Raw genomic sequence first — 20,600 nt, 5'->3', positions numbered from 1 at the left:
CATCTGGCGCCGGTTCGACCTGGGAGCCTCGAGGGAGGCGGTCCGGTCCGAGCCGCCGCAGCTCCCCTGCGCACGTCCCGGATTCCGTCCTGCCCCCCGCGTTGCCTCTCGGTCGCCCGCGGGGGCGAGAGGTCGGTCCGGCGCATGGCGCCGTAGCCAGCTTTTCCTCCTCGCGAGCGCGATGCGAGCGGTCCAGCGCCGCTCCGGACGATGGCAGCGAAGGAGGACACGCGTGCTGCGCGAGACGATCACGAGAGGCCCTGGGCGCCGGATTCCGCTCCCCGGGCTCGCCGTTCTATCCACCGTGCTGGCCATCGCGCGCCTCGCGCGCGCCGAGGCGCCCGCGGGCGGCGCGGCGGCCACGGACGACGGCGGCGCGCTCGAGGTCACCGTCCGCGCGGAGAGGCCAGGCGGCGAGGCTGCGTCGCGCGTCTCCGTCGGACACCGCGAGCTCGAGCTCAGGCCGAGGCTCCGGCCAGGCGACATCGTCGAGGCGGTGCCAGGGCTCTTCGCCGTGCAGCACGCGGGTGGCGGCAAGGCGAACCAGTATTTTCTCCGCGGCTTCGACGCGGATCACGGGACGGACGTCGCGTTCTTCGTCGACGGCGTCCCCGTCAACCTGGTCAGCCACGGCCATGGACACGGGTTCACCGATCTCTATTTCCTGATCCCGGAGCTCGTGACCGGGATCGACGGGTACAAGGGCCCTTATTACGCGGGAATCGGCGATTTTGGCACGGCGGGCGCCGTCAATTTTCGGTTCGCGGAGAAGCTCGAGGAGAGCCATGCGCAGCTCAGCCTGGGCCAGCACGGGATCCTGCGCGGCCTCGTGATCGAGTCGCCGGAGCTCGGCGACGACCTCCGCGCGGTGGCCGCGGCGGAGCTCTACCGGAACGACGGGCCCTTCCTCAGCCCGGAGCGGCTCGGGCGCTTCAACGTGTTCCTCCGGGCGACGCACGACGTCGGCCGCGCCGGCAAGATCCAGGCGACCTGGATGTCCTATGGATCGACCTGGTACGGCTCCGGCCAGATCCCGGCGCGCGCCGTGTGCGGCGAGGGCGAGCAGGACAGCGGGAACCCTCCGCCGTCGACCTATGGGCAGCCGTGCATCGATCGCTTCGGCTCCATCGATCCGACCGAGGGCGGGGCGACCGAGCGGCACATGGCGTCCGTGGCGTACACGACGGCGTGGGGCGGGACCGATTTCCATGCGATGGCCTACGGCGCTCGCTATCGCTTCACGCTGTACTCCAACTTCACCTTCTTCAGCGAGGACCCGGTCCACGGCGACCAGATCGAGCAGAACGACGATCGCGTCGTCGGCGGCGCCGAGCTCCGGTTCCGCAGGCATTACGAGCACGGCGGGGCGAAGTTCACCACGTCGGTCGGCGCGCAGGTCCGCGCCGACGAGATCGACAAGTCGCTCCACCATGACGTGGCGCGCGAGCGGCTGGAGGAGCGGGACAGGGCCCACATCGACGAGAGCCAGATCGGCGTTTATGTCGAGCAGGACGCGCGGCTCCTGCGCTGGCTCCGCCTCGTGCTCGGGGCGCGCGGGCAGTGGATCGGCGTCCACGTCGATGATCCGCGCGAGGATCTCGGGCGGACCGGGGACAGGTCGAGCGGTTTCCGGGGCGAGATGCAGATCTTGCCGAAGCTCATGGCGATCGTCTCGCCCGTCGAGGCGCTCGACCTGTTCGCGGACTTCGGGCGGGGCTTTCACTCGAACGACGCGCGGGGCGCGGTGCGGGGCGAGGGCGCGGCGACGCTCATCACCCCCGCGACGGGCTACGAGGTGGGCGCGAGGGTCACCCCCTTTCGCGGCCTGACGCTGAGCGCCGCGGGGTTCCTCCTCGATCTGGACTCGGAGCTGGTCTGGAGCGGCGACGCCGGGGTGACCGAGGCGTCGGGGCAGACGCGGCGCTACGGGATCGAGGTGAGCGGGCGTTACCGGCTCGGGAGCTGGCTCTTCGCCGACGCCGACGCGACCTTCACCCGGGCGCGGTTCCGCGCGAACGCCGGCAACGGCAATGCGGTCGCCCTCGCCCCGACCCGGACGTTGACCGCGGGGATCGGCGTGCGCCCGACGATCGGGGCGTTCACCCCGTTCGGGGCGCTGCGGGTCAAGGCGATCGCCGCGCGGCCCGCGACCGAGGACGAGGCGCTGACCGCCGAGGGGTTCACGGTCGTGGACGCCAGCGCGGGGCTCCGGTGGAGGAACGTCGAGGCGGCCGTGGACGTCCAGAACCTGTTCGACGCGACGTGGCGCGAGGTGCAGTTCGCGAGCGAGTCGAGGCTGCCGTACGAGCCGGCCGCGGTCACCGGGATCCATTACTCTCCGGGGTGGCCGTTCACGGCGATCGGGCGGGCGACGCTGTACTGGGAGTGAGCGCGGCGGCGGTGCTCGAGGCGGCGGAGGTGGGCGCGATCGCGGCGGGCGTTTTCCGTCTCCCGCGTCCCGTCTTCCGTCTTCCGTCTTCCGTCTCTCGTCTCTCGTCTCTCGTCTCTCGTCTCTCGTCTCTCGTCTCTCGTCTCTCGTCTCTCGTCTCTCGTCTCTCGTCTCTCGTCTCTCGTCTTCCGTCTCTCGTCTTCCGTCTTCCGTCTTCCGTCTTCCGCGTCCCCTCCCCGTCCTCGTGCGCGTGCGCGTGCGCGTGCGCGTGCGCGACTGTGCCGCCATACGCTCACCCGCGACACATTCTCGTGAGCATGGCGACAATTCGAGCCAGCAAGGTCTTCGCGTCTTCCGCATCAGCAGACGGCATAAAGCCTGCCACACGGCAGACGTCTAACAGTGAGCCGCATTCCATCGCAGAGCCACGGGCGATTGCGTAGAAGCGTGCTCGATCTGCGATCGCCGGTTTTCCCGAGCCTTCTGCGATGTTGAGTGGAACTGACATGGCTGCGCGTTTGAGTTGATCGCGAAGCTCCCGCTCTCCCCGAGGAAGACGCGCGACCAGACGAAGCGCAAGAGTAAGGAACTCAATAGAGCAGTGATAGACGTCCAGGTTTTCATGGTCGAGGAGAGCCATGCTTTTGAAGTCGTCGCAGGAGCGGGCTCAATTGCGTAGAAGGGGATGACTCCGGGCTGAAAGGGGTCGAACCGGAGCGCGAACGCGCACGCGCACGCGCACGAGGACGGGGAGGGGACGCGGAAGACGGAAGACGGGAGACGGGAGACGGGAGACGGGAGAGATGAAGACCACCGACGTGGCGTCAGTTTGAGAGATGCACCCCAAAGCGCATGCACGCCTGCGCCGAGATGGCGCGCGTCGTGCGCCCAGGCGGTCCGCTCCTCCTCGCCTTCCACGTGTCCGCGCCGGAGTTCCTCGCGGGCAGCACGCGGCACCTGGACGAAAGGTGGGACCATCGCGTGTCGCTGGCCGGTCACTTCCTCCGATCCCGACGAGGTCGGCGCCGAGCTCGCGCGCGCGGGCTTCGACACCACCGCGCGCCTCGATCGTGGACCCAGCACGCCGCGGGAGCTCCCGAGCCGGCGCTGTTACCTGCTCGCGGTGCGCCACCATGGCGTAGCCCCGTGAATCATCCAGGAGACGCTGGCCGCATCGAGCACGATCTGTGCCGCCATCGCCACGATCTGTGCCACAGCAGGGGGGTCGGACACTGGCTCAACCGCAATGCATTGCGACACACCGGGGTCCGGAACCCCCTGAGACGCTCCGTGGAGCGTCCTTTGTGGGTTAAATTGTGCTAAAATCCGCTCCTCATCTCGGATTTTTGTGCCACTGACCCCCCGAACGCGTTGCACGTTGTGCCAGATGGGGGGTCGAGACCCCTTCCGAGCGCAACGCAGAGCGCCCGCTGGGGGTCGAGACCCCCTCCCGAGCGCGACGCAGAGCGCCGGGTGGGGGTCGAGACCTCTCCCGAGCGCAACGCAGAGCGCCCGGCGTGGCTCGCGGCCAGACCCGGCGGCGAGGTCCGCTACCAGGGCAGGGTGCTCTCGGCCGGCGAGGACTGCCTGCGGGCGCACCTCCTCGTCGACGCCGACTCCCTCCTCGAGGAGGTCGTCGAGGGCCGGAAGGCCCTCGCCGGCGTGCGCCTCGACGGCCGGCGATACGTCACGGCGCGCGCAGGTGGTGCTTGACCGCCTCCGTGAGCCAGTCCCACTCCGGCGCTCGCCCCGAAGAGGCGGGCTCTCCGTTCATGATCGCGACGAGCTCCCAGTAGCGCGACGCGCGCGGATCGTGCCTGTTGAACCGATCGCGCAGCGACGCGCGGAACGCCCCGTCGGCCGGCTTGCCGGACGCCGCGGCGAACCCCGAGACGAAGCCCTCGACGATCCGCGCGGCCTCGGCCGACGACGGCGCGACGCCGCGAGCCCGGGCGTCGCGCGCGGCGCGGGCCGCCTCGTCGCTCGCGCGCTTGTAGGCCGCGACATCGAAGCCGCCGCCCCACGTGTCCGCCGCGTCCGCGCGCATGTTCTCGAGGAACGTCGGGTCCGAAAGGATCCCGGCGAGCTCGATCCACGCGTCGAGCTGCGCGGGCGTGGGCTCGTCCGGCAGCCTCGGCGTGCTCGCCTCGATCATCCCGCGCAGCCACTGCGCGTCGATGGGGATCCCCTCGGAGACGCGCTCGAAGAAGCGCTCGATGGTGGCTCTCCTCTCCTCGTTCGATAGCCTGGTCACGGTGCATAACCTCCTGATGTCCTGCTCGGTGGGCTCCGAGCGCAGCGCGGCGCGGAGCGCGGCGGCCACCTGGTGCAACGCGGTGATCTGCGCCTCCACCGCGGTGAGCCGCAGCCGGAGCGCGTCGCTGAGCGACATGTCGCGGCCGAGCACCGCCCGGATCGTCTGCAGCCCCAGCCCTGCCTCGCGCAGGGTGCGGATCAGATCGAGCCGGACGACGTCCCGCTCGGCGTAGAGCCGGTAGCCGCTCCGCGATCGCCCCGACGGGGGCAGGAGCCCCTCGTCGGAGTAGAAGCGGAGCGTCTTGACCGGAACTCCCGTCCGTCGCGACAGCGCGCCGATGGTGAGCCGCTCCTTTGCCACGCCGACACCCTGAGGTCTCCAGCAGCTGGAGAGTCAAACGCCGCCGCGCAGGATAGTCCGCCGGCGCCGCCCTGGGGCGCGCTGCCGCCGCCCGGCGCGCTGCCGCCCGGCGCGCTGCCGCCGCCCGGCGCGCTGCCGCCGCGGCGCGCTGCCGCCGCCCGGCGCTGCCGCCGCCCGGCGCGCTGCCGCCGTTCCGCTGCCGTGGCCGCCCGGCGCGCCGCTGCGCGCCGTTGCGATGGGGCGCGCCCTGGGCTTCCATGCCGCCCGGTCCCGTGACGACGCCACTCCTCCAGCTGCTCCGCGCCCCGCGTGTCCGCGCGGAGCTCGTCGCGAGCGGCTGGGAGCTGTTCTCGGCGCTCCTGTTCCTCTCCGCGGTCGTCCCCGCGGCCCTGGCCACGCCGTGGCCGGCCGCCATCCTGCTCGCCTCGATGGCGCTCTCGACCTCGCTCTCGGGCGTGCTCGCCCGGCGCGGCGATCGCGGCTTCGCCATCGCCGCGGCGATCCGCACCCTCTCCTGGCCGCTCGCGGTCTCGCCCCTCGCCGCGCGCGGCGCCGCCGCCGCCGCGATCCCGTCGTGGCCGGGCGCGCTCGGGATCCCCAAGGCGCACGAGAGCCCGTCGTGGCTCGGGCTCCTGGTCGCCGCCGTCGCCTTCGGCGTCATGGCCGGCGGTATGCGCCGCGCCATCTACCGCGGCCTGCTCGGCCAGGACGCCGCCGAGGGCGGCGCCCCCTCCGCCGCCTCGGCGCGCGCGCTCGCCGCGACGCTCAGATCGCGGCTCGCCGAGTCGGCCACCGCCGCCGGCATCGTCGGCGGTCACGTCATGCTGCTCTTCAGCGTCGCGTTCCTCCGCACGCAGAGCCACATCGTGTTCCAGGCGTGGTTCAAGGTCGTGCCGCTCCTCGCGCTCGCCGGCACCCTCGGCTTCACCCTCGCGGTGCGCCCCGCCACGCGCGCCATCGTCGCCGCGCTCCTCGCCGGCCCCTCCGGCGACCCCGCGCTGCTCGCCCGCGGCCTCGCGCGCGCCGAGCGCCTCCCCGGCGTCCTCGCCTCCCTCAACTTCGCGCTGTGGCTCGGGTGCACCGCGATCGGCATCGCCTACGTGCGCCCCGGGCCCCACGCGCACGCCGCGGCCTCCTTCAGCGTCGCCGACGCGATCATGCAGCTCGGCTTCGGCGCGCTCTTCGCCTTCGGCGTCTCGTTCTACCAGCGCGCGTGGCACAAGGACTCGGTCGCCCGCGTCATCGACCTCCTGCGCGCGTGGACCGGGGCGCCCGCCCGCGGCGGCGCGCCCCCGACGCCCCTCCGGCGCCGCATGCTCCGCGACTTCGGGCTGCCGCTCCTCTTCACGGGGCTCCTCTCGCTCTTCTCCGCCATCGCCCTCTACCGCGCGCTCGCGACCGGCTCGTCCCTCAACGAGGACTTCAACGCCATCACCGCGCTGTTCGCCTCGTTCTCCCTCCTCGTGCTCGCCGCGCTCGGCGTGGTCGCGCGGGCGGCGCGCGAGCTGTCGCGCCCCATGGCCCAGCTCGCGCGCGCCGCCGACGAGGTCGCCCGCGGCAAGCTCGACGCCGTGGTGCCGCGGCTGTCCGGGCCGACCGAGGTCGTGGGGCTCGGCGAGAGCGTCGAGCGCATGCGGCAGGCGCTGTCCCGGACCATCGCCGAGCTCGAGCGCGAGCGCGCCGGCCTCGAGGAGAACGTGACCGCGCGCACCGCGGAGCTCACCGGCGCGCTCTCCGAGCTCCGGCGCACCCAGGCCGCGCTCATCCAGGGCGAGCGGCTCGCCTCGATCGGCGTGCTCGTCGCCGGCGTGGCGCACGAGATCTACAACCCCCTGAACGCCATCGCCGGCGCGGCCCAGCCGATCGAGGAGCTCGCCGCGGAGCTGCGCGCCGTCCTCGACGCGTACCGGGCGGCCGAGCGCGAGCTGCCGGAGGAGCGCCGCCGCGCGCTCGAGGCGCTCCGCGAGCGGCTCCAGACCGAGGCGGCGCTCGAGGACCTGGTCGGCATCTCGACCGTCGTCCACCGCGCGGTCGCGCGCAGCGTGCGCATCGTCACCAACCTGAAGAGCTTCTCGCGCGCCCCGGGCGAGCCGCTGCCCGTCGATCTGCACGCGGGGCTCGAGGAGACGCTGGTCCTGCTCGGCCCGCGGCTCCGGCAGGCGGACATCGAGGTGGTCAAGCGCTACGGCGAGCTGCCGCCCATCACGTGCCAGGGCGGCGAGATCAACCAGGTGTTCATGAACCTCCTCGTCAACGCGATCCAGGCGCTGGAGGAGATGCGCGCCGCCGCGGCCCGGAGCGGCGCGGGCGGCGACGGGGAGGGGGCCGCGGGGGAGGGGATCGCGGGGGAGGGGATCGCGGCGGGCGGCGCCGCGGTCGAGGGGGCACCCGCGGCGCGGGCGATCCGCATCGAGACCTGGGTCGAGGAGGACATGGCGGCCGTCGCCATCGCCGACAGCGGCCCGGGCGTGCCGGCCGATCTCGCGCAGCGCATCTTCGACCCGTTCTTCACGACGAAGCCGCGCGGGCAGGGCACCGGCCTCGGGCTCTCGATCTCGACGGACATCGTCCGGCGGCACGGCGGCTCGCTCACCCTCGCCCCCGCGGCCCAGGGATCGCCCCGCCGCGCGCCGGCCGGCGCGCGCTTCGTGTGCCGCTTGCCCCTCGATCCTCGCCCGAGGAGCTCCCGCCCGCAAGCCGATGCGCCGGCGCCGGCGCGGCCGGCCGGCGCCTGAGCGGGCGCGCGATCGGCGCCGGTCTCCCACCCCGCCCCCACGCGGAGCGCGTCGCACATTCCTCGTCGAGCCGATCGCGGCCCCGTAGACCGGCTGTATCAAAACGGATACCTTCGGCTGGCGATCCGACTCACCGCACAGCGCAATAAGGCCCTTTGAGACAAGCGAAACGCTCTTTCGGGGAGCGCTGAGGAGAAACGAAGGCACCATGGAGCGCGCGATTCAGCGACCGGCAGGTCCCAAGGCTTCGAGCGCCGATCCGTTGATCGGCAAGGTCGTGGCCGGCCGGTACCGGCTCGAGGCACGGCTTGGCGAAGGCGGCATGGGCGTCGTGTACCGCGCCCGTCACGTGCTGATCGACCGCGTCGTCGCCCTGAAGCTCATCCGGCCCGATCTCCGCGGAGAGACCCACCTCCGCGCGTGGATGCTGCGCGAGGCACGCGCCGCGAACCGCGTTGATCACGCCCACATCATCGATATCCACGACATCGGCGAGACCGAGGAGGGCGAGCTGTACCTCGTCATGGAGTACCTCGTGGGCACGCCGCTCTCGGCGGAGCTCGCGCGCGGCCCCATGCCGATCGCGCGCTCGGTCGACATCCTCGAGCAGATGTGCGCCGCGCTCGCCCGCGCCCACGACCTCGGCGTCGTGCACCGCGACCTGAAGAGCGACAACATCCTGCTCACCCAGCGCGGCGGCCGGAAGGACTTCGTGAAGATCCTCGACTTCGGCCTCGCCGCCATCGCGCGCGACCCGCGGCTCGCCCCGAAGGGCGCCGTCTTCGGGACGCCCGAGTACATGTCGCCCGAGCAGGCCCGCGGCGAGGAGGCCACCGCGCAGTCCGATCTCTACGCGCTCGGCGTGCTCTTCTTCGAGATGCTCACCGGGCAGCTCCCCTTCCGCGCCAACGATCGCGACACCCTCCTCGAGATGCAGCGGACCCACGCGCCGCCGCGCCCCCGCGCGATCCGCCCCGACGCGCACGCGCAGGGCGAGGCGATCGTGCTGCGCCTGCTCGAGAAGGACATCCGCAAGCGCTACCGCGACGCCCACCACCTCCAGGAGGAGCTGAAGGCGCTCCAGCGCGGGCTCCCGGCCCACGCGTGGGAGACCGAGACGGGCGACGGCGTGCCCCTGCCGCCGCCGCCGCCGCCGCCGCAGAGCGCGGGCGTCATCGAGTGGGCGAGCCGCGCGGCGCTCTTCTCGCGCATGGTCTCGCGCGCCTACCCGTCCGGGCAGGTGCCGCAGGAGCTCCAGAACGGCCTCGCGCAGGCCTGGGATCTCGCCGCGCGCGCCAACCGGCTCGAGGGCGAGGTCGCGAGCCTCACCCGCAAGCTCGAGGCGCTCGAGCGCCGCGGCCGCGCGCTGCGCGCCGAGATCGGCCGCAAGGTCGAGGAGCTCGCGCACGAGGAGTCGCGCGTGATGCGCGAGGCGATGGCCGACGGCGAGGACGTCGAGAAGGTCCGCGTCGAGCTCACCGCCGCCGAGAAGCTCGCCCTGGCCGCGCGCCAGCTCGCCGACGCCGCCGCCCGCCAGGGCAGCCACGATCCGCTCGTCTACGAGCGCGCGGGCGCGGCCGCCGCGACCGCGCAGGCGAAGCGCGAGCAGCTCGGCCGCTACGAGCACAAGAAGAACGCGCGCGAGGCGAACGCGCGCGATCTGCGCCGCCAGATCGACGAGCTGCGCGCCCAGCTCGCCCGCTACGCCGAGGCCCTGGAGGAGGACCTCGCGCAGGGCCGCGAGCGGGTCGCGGCGCGCACGCGCGAGGGGCTCGCCTACGAGAAGTCGTTCAGCGAGGCGTCGAACCTCCTGCTCAGCCACCTGCGCAACAAGCCGGAGTGCCGGGATCTCGTGGCGGAGCTGCTCACCTCCCACGCCAGCCCCAACAACGCCGAGTCGGGCTCGGATCAGCGGCTGTCCGGTCAGGATCGGCGCATGAACGCGACCGAACGCAACTGAAACGCAACCGAGATCAGCGCAGCGCGACAAACCGCGTAAACGCGCGATATCACGCGTCCCGCCATCGCATCCTGCGAAATCTCCCTAAGCATTCTCCTGACAGCATGGGTGCTGACAGCGGCAGATGTCGTGTGGGCGTCTCACACCCTCTCGACGACGATTGTCATGCATGGTAGCTAGCGAACGCCACGGCGATCCCAGCGGGGGGGGCTCGCCCGGCAGCGCCGGGCTATTCCCGACACCCAACGGGCGTCGTGGGACGAGGCTGTGCTGAAGCGTCGGCGTTAGAGCAAGAATCCATCCGGCAGCGCGCCGGTTCCCTTCCCCTTTACGCAGGCGGCCAACCCCTCGGAACCACGAAGCCGCGGGCGGCGACGGCGCCACCCGCTGCCTCGGATCTTGCGATGGAGGCACACCGTCATGAACCTCATCCGGTCCCAAAGGGCCTGGCTCGCACCGCTGCTGGCCGGGCTCGCTGCGCTCGCCCTGCTGCTCAGCGGCGGGATCGCCAGCGCCAGTGAATCCGATCTCGTCCTCCCCGATCTCGGGAGCCAGTCCTTCGGCGGCGTCGACGGCCGCACGCTGCTCTTCGGCGGCATCGTCGTCTGCGCGCTCGGTCTCGCGTTCGGGGTCATCATCTTCTCGCAGCTGAACAAGCTCCCGGTCCACCGCGCGATGCGGGACATCTCGGAGCTCATCTACGAGACCTGCAAGACGTACCTGGCCACGCAGCTCAAGTTCATCCTGGTCCTGGAGGTCCTGATCGGCGCGGTCATGGTCCTCTACTTCGGGGTGCTGCGGCACATGGAGGCCACGAAGGTCCTGGTCATCCTGCTGAGCAGCCTGGTCGGCATCGCGGGCAGCTGCGGCGTCGCGTGGTTCGGCATGCGCATCAACACGTTCGCGAACTCGCGCGCCGCGTTCGCGAGCCTCAAGGGCAAGCCGTTCCCGACGTACGCCATCCCGCTCAAGGCCGGGATGAGCATCGGCGCCGTGCTCATCAGCACCGAGCTCATGCTCATGCTGATGATCCTGCTCTTCATCCCCGGCGACTACGCCGGCCCCTGCTTCATCGGCTTCGCCATCGGCGAGTCGCTCGGCGCCTCGGCGCTCCGCATCGCGGGCGGCATCTTCACGAAGATCGCGGACATCGGCTCCGATCTCATGAAGATCGTCTTCAACATCAAGGAGGACGACGCGCGCAACCCGGGCGTCATCGCCGACTGTACGGGCGACAACGCCGGCGACTCGGTCGGCCCGAGCGCCGACGGCTTCGAGACGTACGGCGTCACCGGCGTCGCGCTGATCGCCTTCATCCTCCTCGCCGTCCCCGACCCGGCCGTCCAGGTCCAGCTCCTCGTCTGGATCTTCGTGATGCGCATCGTGATGGTGCTCGCGAGCATCGGCTCGTACCTCCTCAACGAGGCGATCGCGAAGGCGTCCTACGGCGACGCCGACAAGATGAACTTCGAGACCCCGCTGACGCGCCTCGTCTGGCTGACCTCGATCGTGTCGGTCGCGCTCACGTACGCCGTCTCGGCGCTCATGATCCCGAACCTCGGGGGCGACTCGACGCTCTGGTGGAAGCTGTCGTCGATCATCACCTGCGGCACGCTGGCGGGCGCCATCATCCCGGAGGTGATCAAGGTCTTCACCTCGACCGAGTCGCGCCACGTGCGCGAGGTCGTCACCGCGTCGCGCGAGGGCGGCGCCTCGCTGAACGTGCTCTCGGGCCTGACCGCCGGCAACTTCAGCGCGTACTGGATGGGCATCGTCCTCGTCGTGCTGATGGGCACCTCGTACCTCATCGCGGCCCAGGGCCTCGAGGGGCTGATGATGGCCGAGAGCGTCTTCGCGTTCGGCCTCGTGGCGTTCGGCTTCCTCGGCATGGGCCCGGTGACCATCGCGGTCGACTCCTACGGCCCGGTGACGGACAACGCGCAGTCGGTCTACGAGCTGTCGCTCATCGAGAACGTGCCCGACGTCGAGGCCGAGCTGAAGAAGGACTTCGGCTTCACGCCGAACTTCGACAAGGCCAAGCACTTCCTCGAGGAGAACGACGGGGCGGGCAACACCTTCAAGGCCACGGCCAAGCCGGTGCTCATCGGCACGGCCGTCGTCGGCGCGACGACGCTCATCTTCTCGATCATCGTCGTGCTCACGGCCAGGCTGACGGCGAACGTGGACAAGCTGTCGCTGCTCCACCCGCCGTTCCTGCTCGGCCTGGTGACGGGCGGCGCGGTCATCTACTGGTTCACCGGCGCGTCCACCCAGGCGGTCTCGACGGGCGCCTACCGCGCGGTCGAGTTCATCCGGGCCAACATCCGGCTCGAGGGCGTGGAGAAGGCCTCGATCGCCGACAGCAAGAAGGTGGTCGAGATCTGTACGCAGTACGCGCAGCGGGGGATGTTCAACATCTTCCTCGGGGTCTTCTTCTCGACCCTGGCCTTCGCGTGCCTCGAGCCGTTCTTCTTCATCGGCTACCTCATCAGCATCGCGCTCTTCGGGCTCTACCAGGCGATCTTCATGGCGAACGCCGGCGGCGCCTGGGACAACGCGAAGAAGCTCGTCGAGGTCGAGCTGAAGGAGAAGGGCACGCCGCTCCACGCGGCGACGGTCGTCGGCGACACCGTGGGCGACCCCTTCAAGGACACCTCGTCCGTGGCGATGAACCCGATCATCAAGTTCACGACCCTGTTCGGCCTCCTCGCGGTCGAGCTGGCGATCGAGATCGACCGCACGACGAGCGTGACGCTCGCGGCCATCTTCTTCGTGCTCTCGACGGTGTTCGTGTACCGCTCGTTCTACGGGATGCGCATCACGTCGAACGAGAAGCGCGAGGCCCCGGTGGGCGTGAAGGCCCCGGCCTGAGCCGTGGCGGCTCGCCCCGTCCGCGCGGAGCCCGCGCGGACGGGGGCGGGAGGCCTTGCGCCCCGCGCGCTTGCACTATAGTGAGCCCTCATGCGAGCGCTCTGCCCTGCCTGCGGCTTCCACCACGAGGTGGTCCGGGTCCTCGACGACGGACGCGGCGACCAGCGGAAGGACGTGTATCAGGTCGCGCCGCTCGTCAGCTGCGATCGCACCTGGATCTCCGACGCGGAGCTGCTCGAGGCGCAGGCGCGCTTCGGCCAGGAGGCCGTCCTGCCCGACGAGGACGAGTAGCGCGCCGCGCGGCCTCGTGGTCGTGCCCACGCGCTCGTCGTGATCGCGTAACAAGGGCGCGGCGCGCTCGGGATCCGCGCGCTCCTGTCAACAACTCGTCGCGCTCGTCGCATCGGGCCGCCATCGTCACGGGGCATCGTCCCCGGCCATCACCCCCGCGGAGAGGATGGCAGTGATGATGAATCGAACCTTGCGAACGGCGTTTCTTCTGGTGCTTGCGGGCGGCCTCGCCGCGATGGGGAGCGGCTGCGGCGAGGACGGCGCCCCGGGAACGCCGGGCAACGATGGCGCCCCGGGCGAGGACGGGGCGCCCGGCAAGGACGGGGCGCCCGGCAAGGACGGGGCGCCCGGCAAGGACGGCGAGGATGGCGCCCCTGGCGAGGACGGCGAGGACGGCGCCCCCGGCAAGGACGGCGAGGACGGCGCGCCCGGCGAGGTCGGCGCGCAGGGGCCGAAGGGCGATCCCGGCGATCCCGGCGAGGACGCGCCGGTGTGGACCCACGCGGCGAACCTCGCGGACTACGTGAAGGAGCGGGTCGAGATGTTCGCGGCCGGCGCCCTGCCCGCGGGCGAGCAGTTCCCGCTCCGCGCGGCCGCGACCGACACCATCCGGACGCTCGCGGGCGTGAGCTCCGACGTGCTGGTGAGCTGGCTCGATCCGCTGACCTTCGACACCGGGAAGGACGCGCCCCGCTTCGGCGCCAACAACGATTACATCGCCTACTTCGGCGAAGGCTGGGACGCCGAGGAGGGCAATCCGCCGCTGTGGAACGGCTCGGGCACCGCGGGCTGGCTCTGGGTCAATCACGAGTACGTCTCCGGGGGCAGCCCGCGGCTCACGGCCGCGCCGACCGGGCAGCACCTCACGCTGGCGCGCCACCTGCGCGCGATCGGCGTGCTCACGAACGACGTCGAGTCGAACGTCTGGTCGCAGGAGGACATCGACACCTACATTCGCTGGGAGAAGCGGCAGGTCGGCGGCTCGTGGCTCCGGGCCGTGCAGGACCCGGCGACCGGCGCGTGGGCCATCGATCGGAGCGCGCGCGCCGTCCGCTACGACGCGACGAGCCGCACGCGGGTCCGGGTCGCGGGGCAGGGGCTCTCCGGCCCGGCGAGGGATGACGCGACCGGCGAGGCGCTCCCGGAGGGGGTCGTGGCCGGCATCATGGGCGACTGCGCCGGCGGGCAGACGCCGTGGGGGACGGTGATCAGCGCCGAGGAGAACGTGCAGGACTACTACGGCGACCTGGAGGCGAGCTGGTCGAGCGACCAGAAGTTCCTCACCGGCCGGGGCTTCGATCCGGGCGCGCCGGTGAGCCCGGTCGTCGAGGCGAGCACCTCGGCGGAGTTCGGGCGCATCTCCGACGTGAACGGCCGGCAGCCCCGCGACCACTACGGGTACCTCACCGAGCTCGACCCCGGCCAGCCCGCGGGCGAGTTCGAGGGCGCGACGGCGGCGGGCACGGGCCACCTGAAGCTCGGCTTCATGGGCCGCGCGCGCTGGGAGGCGGCGACGTTCGCGGTCGATGGCGACTGGAAGCTCCTGCCGGACCAGCCGATCGTGATCTACGGCTCCGACGACCGCCGCGGCGGGCGCATCTACAAGTTCGTGACGGCCGGCGCGTACAAGGCCGGCATGACGCGGGCGGAGATCCGCGGGCTGCTCGACGCCGGCAAGCTCTACGCGGCGCACTTCGCCGGCCTCGACAACGCGACCGGCGACACCCTGGTCGCGACCGGGGCGGCGCCGACCGAGGCGGCTCCCGGCGCGGGCCAGTGGATCGAGCTCTCGGTGGACAGCGCCGCCGTGGCGCCGAACGCCGCGGCGCTCGGCGACGCGACCCGGACCGTCGGCGAGGCGCTGCGCGACCCGAGCTGGAACGGGATCGGCGGCTTCCCCTCGGACGACGACGTGCGCCGCGCGCTGTTCACGGCGAGCAACAAGGTCGGCGTCATGGAGCTGAACCGGCCCGAGGACATCGAGTGGAACCCGCGCGATCCGAGCGGGACGCCGCGCATCTACGTGACGTTCACGAACCACACGCGGCAGACGGCGCTCGATCAGGGCGGCGTGCTCTTCGATCCGGCGAGCCACGCGACGGCCTCGCCGCGGCGCGCGGACCAGGTGGGCTCGATCTTCGCCATGGAGGAGGCGGATCCCGAGCGGCCCGGGGCGTCGACCGAGTTCCGGTTCTTCGAGGTGTGGCACGGCTCGAAGGGCAGCGGCGACTTCGACGCGGCCTGCCCGGACAACCTGCTGCTCGATCGCGACGGCGGGGTGTGGTTCGGGACCGACGGCAATCTCGGGACGAACCCGCACGCCGACGCGTTCTACTACCTCGATCTCGACCCTGCCCACCGCGCGGGGGCGCCGGGCGTGACGCAGCCGAGCTTCGGGAAGGCGTTCCGCGTGGTGGCGATGCCGAGCGACGCGGAGGCGACCGGCCCGCAGTTCACCTCGGACATGGGCACGATCTTCATGGCCGTGCAGCACCCCGGGGAGGACGTGTACAGCACCTGGCCACGCCGCGACGGCGCGCTGTCGAGCGTGATCGCGCTCACCTTCCTGCCCGAGTGAGCCACGTGCGCGATCGAGGCTTTCGAGGTGGGCGCGGGCGCCGCGCGGGGCTGGGCTTCGCGGCGGCGGCGGCCGCCGCGCTGGCCGCGGGGTGCGGCGGGGAGGGGTACGATCCGCTCGCGACCGCGGCGGCGCGCGCGGGGCGGATGGGCAACCCGGAGGCCTCCATCCCGCCGATGTGTTACGCGACCACGGCGGGGGGCGCGAACGGCTGCTGGACGTGTCACACGACGGGGCGCGGCCCGAATGCGCTCGCGGATCACGAGCTCCAGCGCGCGTACAGCTTCTCGGACGCTGCGCGGAAGAACCCCTGGACCAACCTGCTCGAGGACCTCTCGGCGGCGGCGGCGCGGACGAGCGACGCCGAGATCCTCGAGTACATCCGGGAGGACAACTACGCTCCGTTGCGGAAGGCGCTCTCGGCGCGGCCGGGGTACCCGGGCTATGTGCCCGATCTCGATCTCGACGCCGGCTTCGACGAGGAGGGGTTTGCCCGCGACGGGAGCGGCTACCGGGCGGTGCGGTACAAGCCGTTCCCGGGGAGCTTCTGGCCCACGAACGGCAGCGCCGGCGACGTGTTCATCCGGTTGCCGGTCGCGTTCCGCGTCGGCGCGGACGGGGCGCCTTCGCGCGAGGTGTACAAGCTGAACCTCGCGCTGCTCGAGGCGGCGATCGCGTCCCCGTCGCCGCTGCCCAGGCAGGGGGAGGGGCCGGGCGCGGGGCTCTCGCTCGAGGGGGGGGCGGGGCGGGAGGTCGAGCCGGTGAGCGAGATCCTGGCCGGGGCCGATCTCGACGGCGACGGCGCGATCTCGGCCGCGGTGACGCGCATCCGTCGCTTGCCTGCGCGGTATGCGGGCGGGGCGGCGGGGGTCGTCGTGCGCTCGTGGGTTTACCCGCGGGGGACGGAGCTCTTGCACTCGGTGCGTTACCTCGACCCGGATCGCCCGTCGCTGCTCGCCGCGCGGATGAAGGAGCTGCGGTATGCGCGCAAGGTCGAGGAGCTGGACGACTGGGCGATCGCGCGCGCGCACGAGCTCGAGGCCGAGGAGAAGGACGAGGGCCAGCCGCCGGTCTACGCCGGCGCGCCCGAGGTCGGGTTGCGCAATGCGTTCGGGTGGCAGCTCCAGGCGTTCATCGAGGACGAGCGGGGTCGGCTCCGGCTGCAGACCGCGGAGGAGCATCGCGCCTGCATGGGTTGCCACAGCGCGGTGGGGGTCACGGTGGATCACACCTTCTCGCTGGCGCGCAAGGTGCCCGGCGCAGCCGGCTGGCGGCACCAGGACCTGCGCGGCATGCCGGACGTGCCGCAGGCCGGGCACGCCGAGCCGGAGGTCCTGACCTACCTTCGCCGCGCCCACGGGGGCGACGATTACCGCGCGAACGCGGAGATGCTCGCCCGGTTCTTCCCGGGAGGGGTGCTCGACGAGGAGGAGGTCCGGCGGGGCGCGCCCGGCGGCGACCGTGATCTCGCGTACCTCGTGGCGCCGTCGCGCGAGAGGGCGCTCCTGCTCGACAAGGCGTATCGCGCCCTGGTCCGGGCGCAGCGGTTCGAGGAGGGGAGGGAGTTCTCGCTCGGGCCGGCGAAGGGGATCCTGCGGGTCGTGGAGGAGGAGTCGACGGGGCTGGGGGAGGGGGAGAGAGTGTATCTCGATGGGAGGGTTCATCTCGCCTGGTGAAAGGGGGGGAGCTTTCCGGCTGCCGGCTTTCGTCGCCCGTCGCCCGTCTTCCCTCTCCCGTCTTTCCTCTCCCGTCTTCCCTCTCCCGTCTTCCCTCTCCCGTCTTCCCTCTCCCGTCTTTCCTCTCCCGTCTTCCGTCCTCGTCTGGCGTCCGCGTGCGCGTGCGCGTGCGCGTGCGCGTGTTCCGTCATCCTCTTCTTCATCCGTCCTCGTATTCGTGATCGTGTCGAGCACGCGGACGCGCACGGAATGAGCGCGCACGCGCACGCGCACGCGCACGAGGAGGAAGAGGGAAGAGGGAAGACGGGAGACGGGAGAGGGAAGACGGGAGACGGGAGAGGGAAGACGGGAGACGGGAGAGGGAAGACGGGAGACGGGAGAGGGAAGACGGGAGACGGGAGAGGGAAGACGGAAAGCGGACCACAGATACCGATGACGCAGGATGGAAGACGGTATGCCCCCGATGTCCCGCCCGCGCCTTGCAGCCTCATCACGACTCTCTCCCCCTCGCCCCCTCCTGCATCGATTTTCCGTAACCCCGGATGAGCCTTGCCCTCCCCCTCCCGCGAGCGCGCTCCCCCCCGCGCGCTATCGTGGCGCCCCTTCCCCGCCTCCCGATGCCCCCCTCGTCCCCCTCGCGCCCGCTCCCCCTTCACGACAGCGCCCCATCCGAGCTCCGCACGCTCGCGCGCCTCGCGCTGCCCATCGCCCTCGCGCAGGCGGGGCTCGTCGCGCTCTCGCTCGTCGACGTGGCGATCGTCGGTCGCGTCTCCGTCAACGAGCTCGCCTCCTGCGCCATGGGAAGAACGATCGTCCACACCTCCAATGCGCTGGGGGTGGGCATCGCGGCCGCGCTCGATCCGCTCGCGTCCCAGGCGATTGGCGCGGGCCGCCCAGGACAGGCGTGGGCGGCGCTGCGCTCGACCCTGAAGGCGGGCGTGCTCGTCAGCGTCGTCGCGTTCACGGCCGCGCTCGCGGCGACGGCCGCGCTCGCGCCCATGGGCGTCGATCCCGCGCTGGTCCCCGGCGTGCGCCGGTACATCCTCGGCCACGCGCTCTGGATCTTCCTGTGGCCAGCCTTTCTCGCCGGGAAGAGCTTTCTTCAAGCCCACGGCGCGACGCGCCCCGCGCTCCTCGCCGTGATCGCGGCCAACGCCGTCAACCTCGTCGCCTGCAACCTCCTGGTCCGCGGCGATGAGGCGCTCCGCTGGGTGGGCCTCCCGCCGCTCGGGCTGCCGCAGCTCGGCGCGCTCGGGGCCGGGCTCGCCGCGAGCGTGGCCAGCGTGGTGCTGTCGTCGAGCGTGCTCTGGTCCGCGCGACGCCGGCGCGCGGCCGCCCCGGAAGACCCGGTGCCGCTCGCGGCGGTTTACCGGCTCGGCGTCCCGATCGGGCTGCAGCTCCTCGCCGAGGTGGGCGTGTTCGGGCTGGCGGCGCTGCTCGCCGGCCGGCTCGGCGCGCCCGTGATCTCGGCGCACCAGATCGCGATCGGGCTCGCCGCGTTCACGTTCATGGGCGCGCTCGGCGTCGGCGGCGCCACCGCCGTCCGCGTGGGACACGCCGTCGGCGCAGGCCGGGCCCCCCTGCGCGCCGGCGTGCTCGGCCTCCTGCTCGGCGCCGCCCTCATGGGCGTGAGCGCCTCGGTGTACGCCTCGTTCCCCCGCCCCCTGCTCGGCGCCTTCACCCCGGACGCGGAGGTCATCGCCATCGGCGTCCCGCTGCTCCGCATCGCCGCCCTCTTCCAGCTCTTCGACGGCGTCCAGGCCGTCGCCGCCGGGGCGCTGCGCGGGGCGGGCGACGTGCGCTTCCCGTTCTGGGCCAACCTCGGGGCCCACTGGGCGTTCGGCCTGCCGCTCTCGATCGGCCTCGCGTTCGGGCTCGACCTCGGCGTCCGTGGCCTCTGGTTCGGCCTCACGGCGGGGCTCGTCGCCGTCGCGGTGGTGCTCACGACGCGCTTCGTCCGGCTGGCCCGCGCGCCGATCGCGCGGACGCTGCCGCGCAGCGGGTGACGCGCCCCCCGCGCGGCGCTCGGCGCGCCGAAGGAGGCCGGACCGAGCCAGGCAGCGCGCGGCTGCCTGGCCACGGGAGGCCTCGAGAGGCGCTCTCAGTCGAGGAACAGGCGCTGCCGGAGGACCCTGCCGCCCGAGAGGCGGACCGCGCCCTCGTCGGGCAGCGCCTCGCCCCGGAGCGGCCGCGATCCGGGCTGGCCGATCACGACCACGATCTCCCATGCGCCCGCCGCGACGCCCTGGAAGAGCGCCTCGCGCGTCCCGGAGATGCGCGCGCCGCCGTGGCCATCCAGATCGACCGCCACGGGCCAGGGGCGCGCGTTCCCGTCCCGCAGGAGGTAGGCCTTCACCTCCACCGGCGCGGGCACGCGGCCCTCGGGCGTCAGCGCGATCGTGAGCCGGGCGCCCCGGCCGACGCGGGGCTCGGTGGCCGACGCGGCGCCCGGCGCCCGCGGCGCGGGGCCGTCGCCGACCTGCATCGCGAGCGTGTAGCCGGGGAGCGGGGCGGCGCCCGGCGCGAACGGCGCAGGCCGCAGCGCGAGCAGCGACACGAGCGCGACCCCCACGACCCAGCCGGCCGCGGCGGCGATCGTCCCGGCCCGCACCCGCAGAGGGGGCCGCCGCGGGGCCAGCTCAGGGCACGACAGGCCCTCGCGCGCCGCCGCGGCGCCGGTCGGCCTCGCCGCCGCGGCGCCGGTCGGCCTCGCCGCCGCGGCGCCGGTCGGCCTCGCCGCCGCGGCGCCGGTCGGCCTCGCCGCGGTGGCGCCGGCCGCTGCCACGGCGTCCGGCGCTCGCTCGACGGGGCGCCCGGGCGCCTCGTCGGGGCGCGTGTCGCGAGGCGGCTCCGGGGCAGGGGGCGGCTCCGAGCCGTCGCCGATCGAGCGGCACACCGGCGCTTCCGTGTCGAGCGGCACGACGCTCGTCCCGTAGAGCGAGCCGGCGTCGGCGGCCGGCCGCCCGCCGTGGGCGATGGCCGGCTCCTCCGCGTCGATCTCCCATGCAGGGCGGCTCCGGACGCGGATCCCCGACCTCCGATCTTGCACAGGGCGCACCAGCGACGACGGCGGCGGCGCGTCCGCGCGCGCGTCGCGGAGCTGGGACGCGAGCCTCTCGGCGAGCCGGGCGCGGGTCTCGTCGTCGAGGGGCACCCTGGCCTCGCGCGGCTCCCGGACGGCGCGCGGGCGCGTCGCGAGGCCGTCACGCCCGCCCGGCTCGCTGTCCGGGAGCGCCTCGTCCGCGAGCTTCCGCCGGCGCGGATCGCCCGGCGGATCCTGCTGCGCGATGCGCCTCAGGACGCGCAACAGCTCGTCATCGTCCATCCGCCGCCCCCCGTGCCGAGCCGCGCCTCGCAGCGATCGACCTTCCGGCAGCGGCGCAGCGTCGCGCGGGCGACGCGAGGGGGCGACAGGGGAGGGAGCGCTCACCGAGCTTCCGGACATGCTGCCGTCCGCCTCGATTCGCTTCCTGGATCAGCGCG

12 protein-coding genes are annotated in these 20,600 nt (G+C 72.7%); 9 read left to right on the top strand and 3 right to left on the bottom strand.

All coding sequences use genetic code 11. The features are described from left to right. Nucleotides 1-232: 232 nt before the first annotated feature. Nucleotides 233-2,389, top strand: coding sequence for a TonB-dependent receptor (locus WMF31_RS31890; RefSeq protein WP_436605560.1), 2,157 nt, complete (start codon nucleotides 233-235; stop codon nucleotides 2,387-2,389). A gap of 292 nt (nucleotides 2,390-2,681) precedes the next feature. On the opposite strand, the gene WMF31_RS31885 is transcribed toward WMF31_RS31890, so the two are convergent. After that, the gene (locus WMF31_RS31885; protein ID WP_436605559.1) at nucleotides 2,682-3,029 is read right to left on the bottom strand and encodes a four helix bundle protein; all 348 of its coding nucleotides are present in this window, start codon (nucleotides 3,027-3,029) and stop codon (nucleotides 2,682-2,684) included. A gap of 833 nt (nucleotides 3,030-3,862) precedes the next feature. Between WMF31_RS31885 and WMF31_RS31880 the strand changes: the two genes are divergently transcribed. Beyond that, nucleotides 3,863-4,102 carry a hypothetical protein gene (locus WMF31_RS31880; protein ID WP_436605558.1) on the top strand — a complete coding sequence of 80 codons (240 nt, stop codon included), beginning with the start codon at nucleotides 3,863-3,865 and terminating at the stop codon, nucleotides 4,100-4,102. Here WMF31_RS31880 and WMF31_RS31875 read toward each other — a convergent pair. After that, entirely contained in the window at nucleotides 4,077-5,006 is a 930-nt protein-coding gene (locus tag WMF31_RS31875) for a MerR family transcriptional regulator (RefSeq protein ID WP_436605557.1), read from the bottom strand. The two genes, WMF31_RS31880 and WMF31_RS31875, sit on opposite strands and share 26 nt — an antisense overlap. 272 nt (nucleotides 5,007-5,278) lie before the next feature. Here WMF31_RS31875 and WMF31_RS31870 point away from each other — a divergent pair, with 272 nt between their 5' ends. The 7 genes from WMF31_RS31870 (at nucleotide 5,279) to WMF31_RS31840 (ending at nucleotide 19,123) form a co-directional block, all read left to right on the top strand. Then, entirely contained in the window at nucleotides 5,279-7,741 is a 2,463-nt protein-coding gene (locus WMF31_RS31870; RefSeq protein WP_436605556.1) for a sensor histidine kinase, read from the top strand. 208 nt (nucleotides 7,742-7,949) lie between these two features. Next, on the top strand, nucleotides 7,950-9,701 hold the full coding sequence (locus WMF31_RS31865) for a protein kinase domain-containing protein (RefSeq protein ID WP_436605555.1): 1,752 nt from the start codon (nucleotides 7,950-7,952) through the stop codon (nucleotides 9,699-9,701). A 420-nt stretch (nucleotides 9,702-10,121) separates the two neighbouring features. Continuing rightward, nucleotides 10,122-12,572 (top strand): sodium-translocating pyrophosphatase, encoded by a 2,451-nt coding sequence (locus WMF31_RS31860; protein ID WP_436605554.1) that lies wholly within the window; start codon nucleotides 10,122-10,124, stop codon nucleotides 12,570-12,572. A gap of 90 nt (nucleotides 12,573-12,662) precedes the next feature. Continuing rightward, nucleotides 12,663-12,863: a hypothetical protein gene (locus tag WMF31_RS31855; RefSeq protein ID WP_436605553.1), complete on the top strand. Its 201-nt coding sequence runs from the start codon at nucleotides 12,663-12,665 to the stop codon at nucleotides 12,861-12,863. 175 nt (nucleotides 12,864-13,038) lie between these two features. Then, complete coding sequence (locus WMF31_RS31850; RefSeq protein WP_436605552.1) at nucleotides 13,039-15,441, top strand: alkaline phosphatase PhoX; 2,403 nt, start codon at nucleotides 13,039-13,041, stop codon at nucleotides 15,439-15,441. A gap of 5 nt (nucleotides 15,442-15,446) precedes the next feature. Further along, on the top strand, nucleotides 15,447-17,117 hold the full coding sequence (locus WMF31_RS31845) for a hypothetical protein (RefSeq protein ID WP_436605551.1): 1,671 nt from the start codon (nucleotides 15,447-15,449) through the stop codon (nucleotides 17,115-17,117). 617 nt (nucleotides 17,118-17,734) lie between these two features. After that, nucleotides 17,735-19,123 carry an MATE family efflux transporter gene (locus WMF31_RS31840; RefSeq protein WP_436605550.1) on the top strand — a complete coding sequence of 463 codons (1,389 nt, stop codon included), beginning with the start codon at nucleotides 17,735-17,737 and terminating at the stop codon, nucleotides 19,121-19,123. A gap of 95 nt (nucleotides 19,124-19,218) precedes the next feature. Here WMF31_RS31840 and WMF31_RS31835 read toward each other — a convergent pair whose 3' ends face one another. Next, nucleotides 19,219-20,442 (bottom strand): hypothetical protein, encoded by a 1,224-nt coding sequence (locus WMF31_RS31835; protein ID WP_436605549.1) that lies wholly within the window; start codon nucleotides 20,440-20,442, stop codon nucleotides 19,219-19,221. Nucleotides 20,443-20,600 lie beyond the last annotated feature (158 nt).

Origin of the sequence: Sorangium sp. So ce1036 (assembly GCF_051369805.1) — a bacterium.
In the GTDB taxonomy this organism is placed as follows: domain Bacteria; phylum Myxococcota_A; class Polyangia; order Polyangiales; family Polyangiaceae; genus Sorangium; species Sorangium cellulosum_F.
This window is presented reverse-complemented; position numbering and strand designations above follow the sequence as displayed.

Bases quoted from the DNA above. Each gene is read 5' to 3' on its own strand.
- WMF31_RS31885 (WP_436605559.1), bottom strand. From the start codon at position 3,029: ATGGCTCTCCTCGACCATGAAAACCTGGACGTCTATCACTGCTCTATT.
- WMF31_RS31865 (WP_436605555.1), top strand. From the start codon at position 7,950: ATGGAGCGCGCGATTCAGCGACCGGCAGGTCCCAAGGCTTCGAGCGCC.
- WMF31_RS31860 (WP_436605554.1), top strand. From the start codon at position 10,122: ATGAACCTCATCCGGTCCCAAAGGGCCTGGCTCGCACCGCTGCTGGCC.
- WMF31_RS31855 (WP_436605553.1), top strand. From the start codon at position 12,663: ATGCGAGCGCTCTGCCCTGCCTGCGGCTTCCACCACGAGGTGGTCCGG.
- WMF31_RS31850 (WP_436605552.1), top strand. From the start codon at position 13,039: ATGATGAATCGAACCTTGCGAACGGCGTTTCTTCTGGTGCTTGCGGGC.
- WMF31_RS31840 (WP_436605550.1), top strand. From the start codon at position 17,735: ATGCCCCCCTCGTCCCCCTCGCGCCCGCTCCCCCTTCACGACAGCGCC.
- WMF31_RS31835 (WP_436605549.1), bottom strand. From the start codon at position 20,442: ATGGACGATGACGAGCTGTTGCGCGTCCTGAGGCGCATCGCGCAGCAG.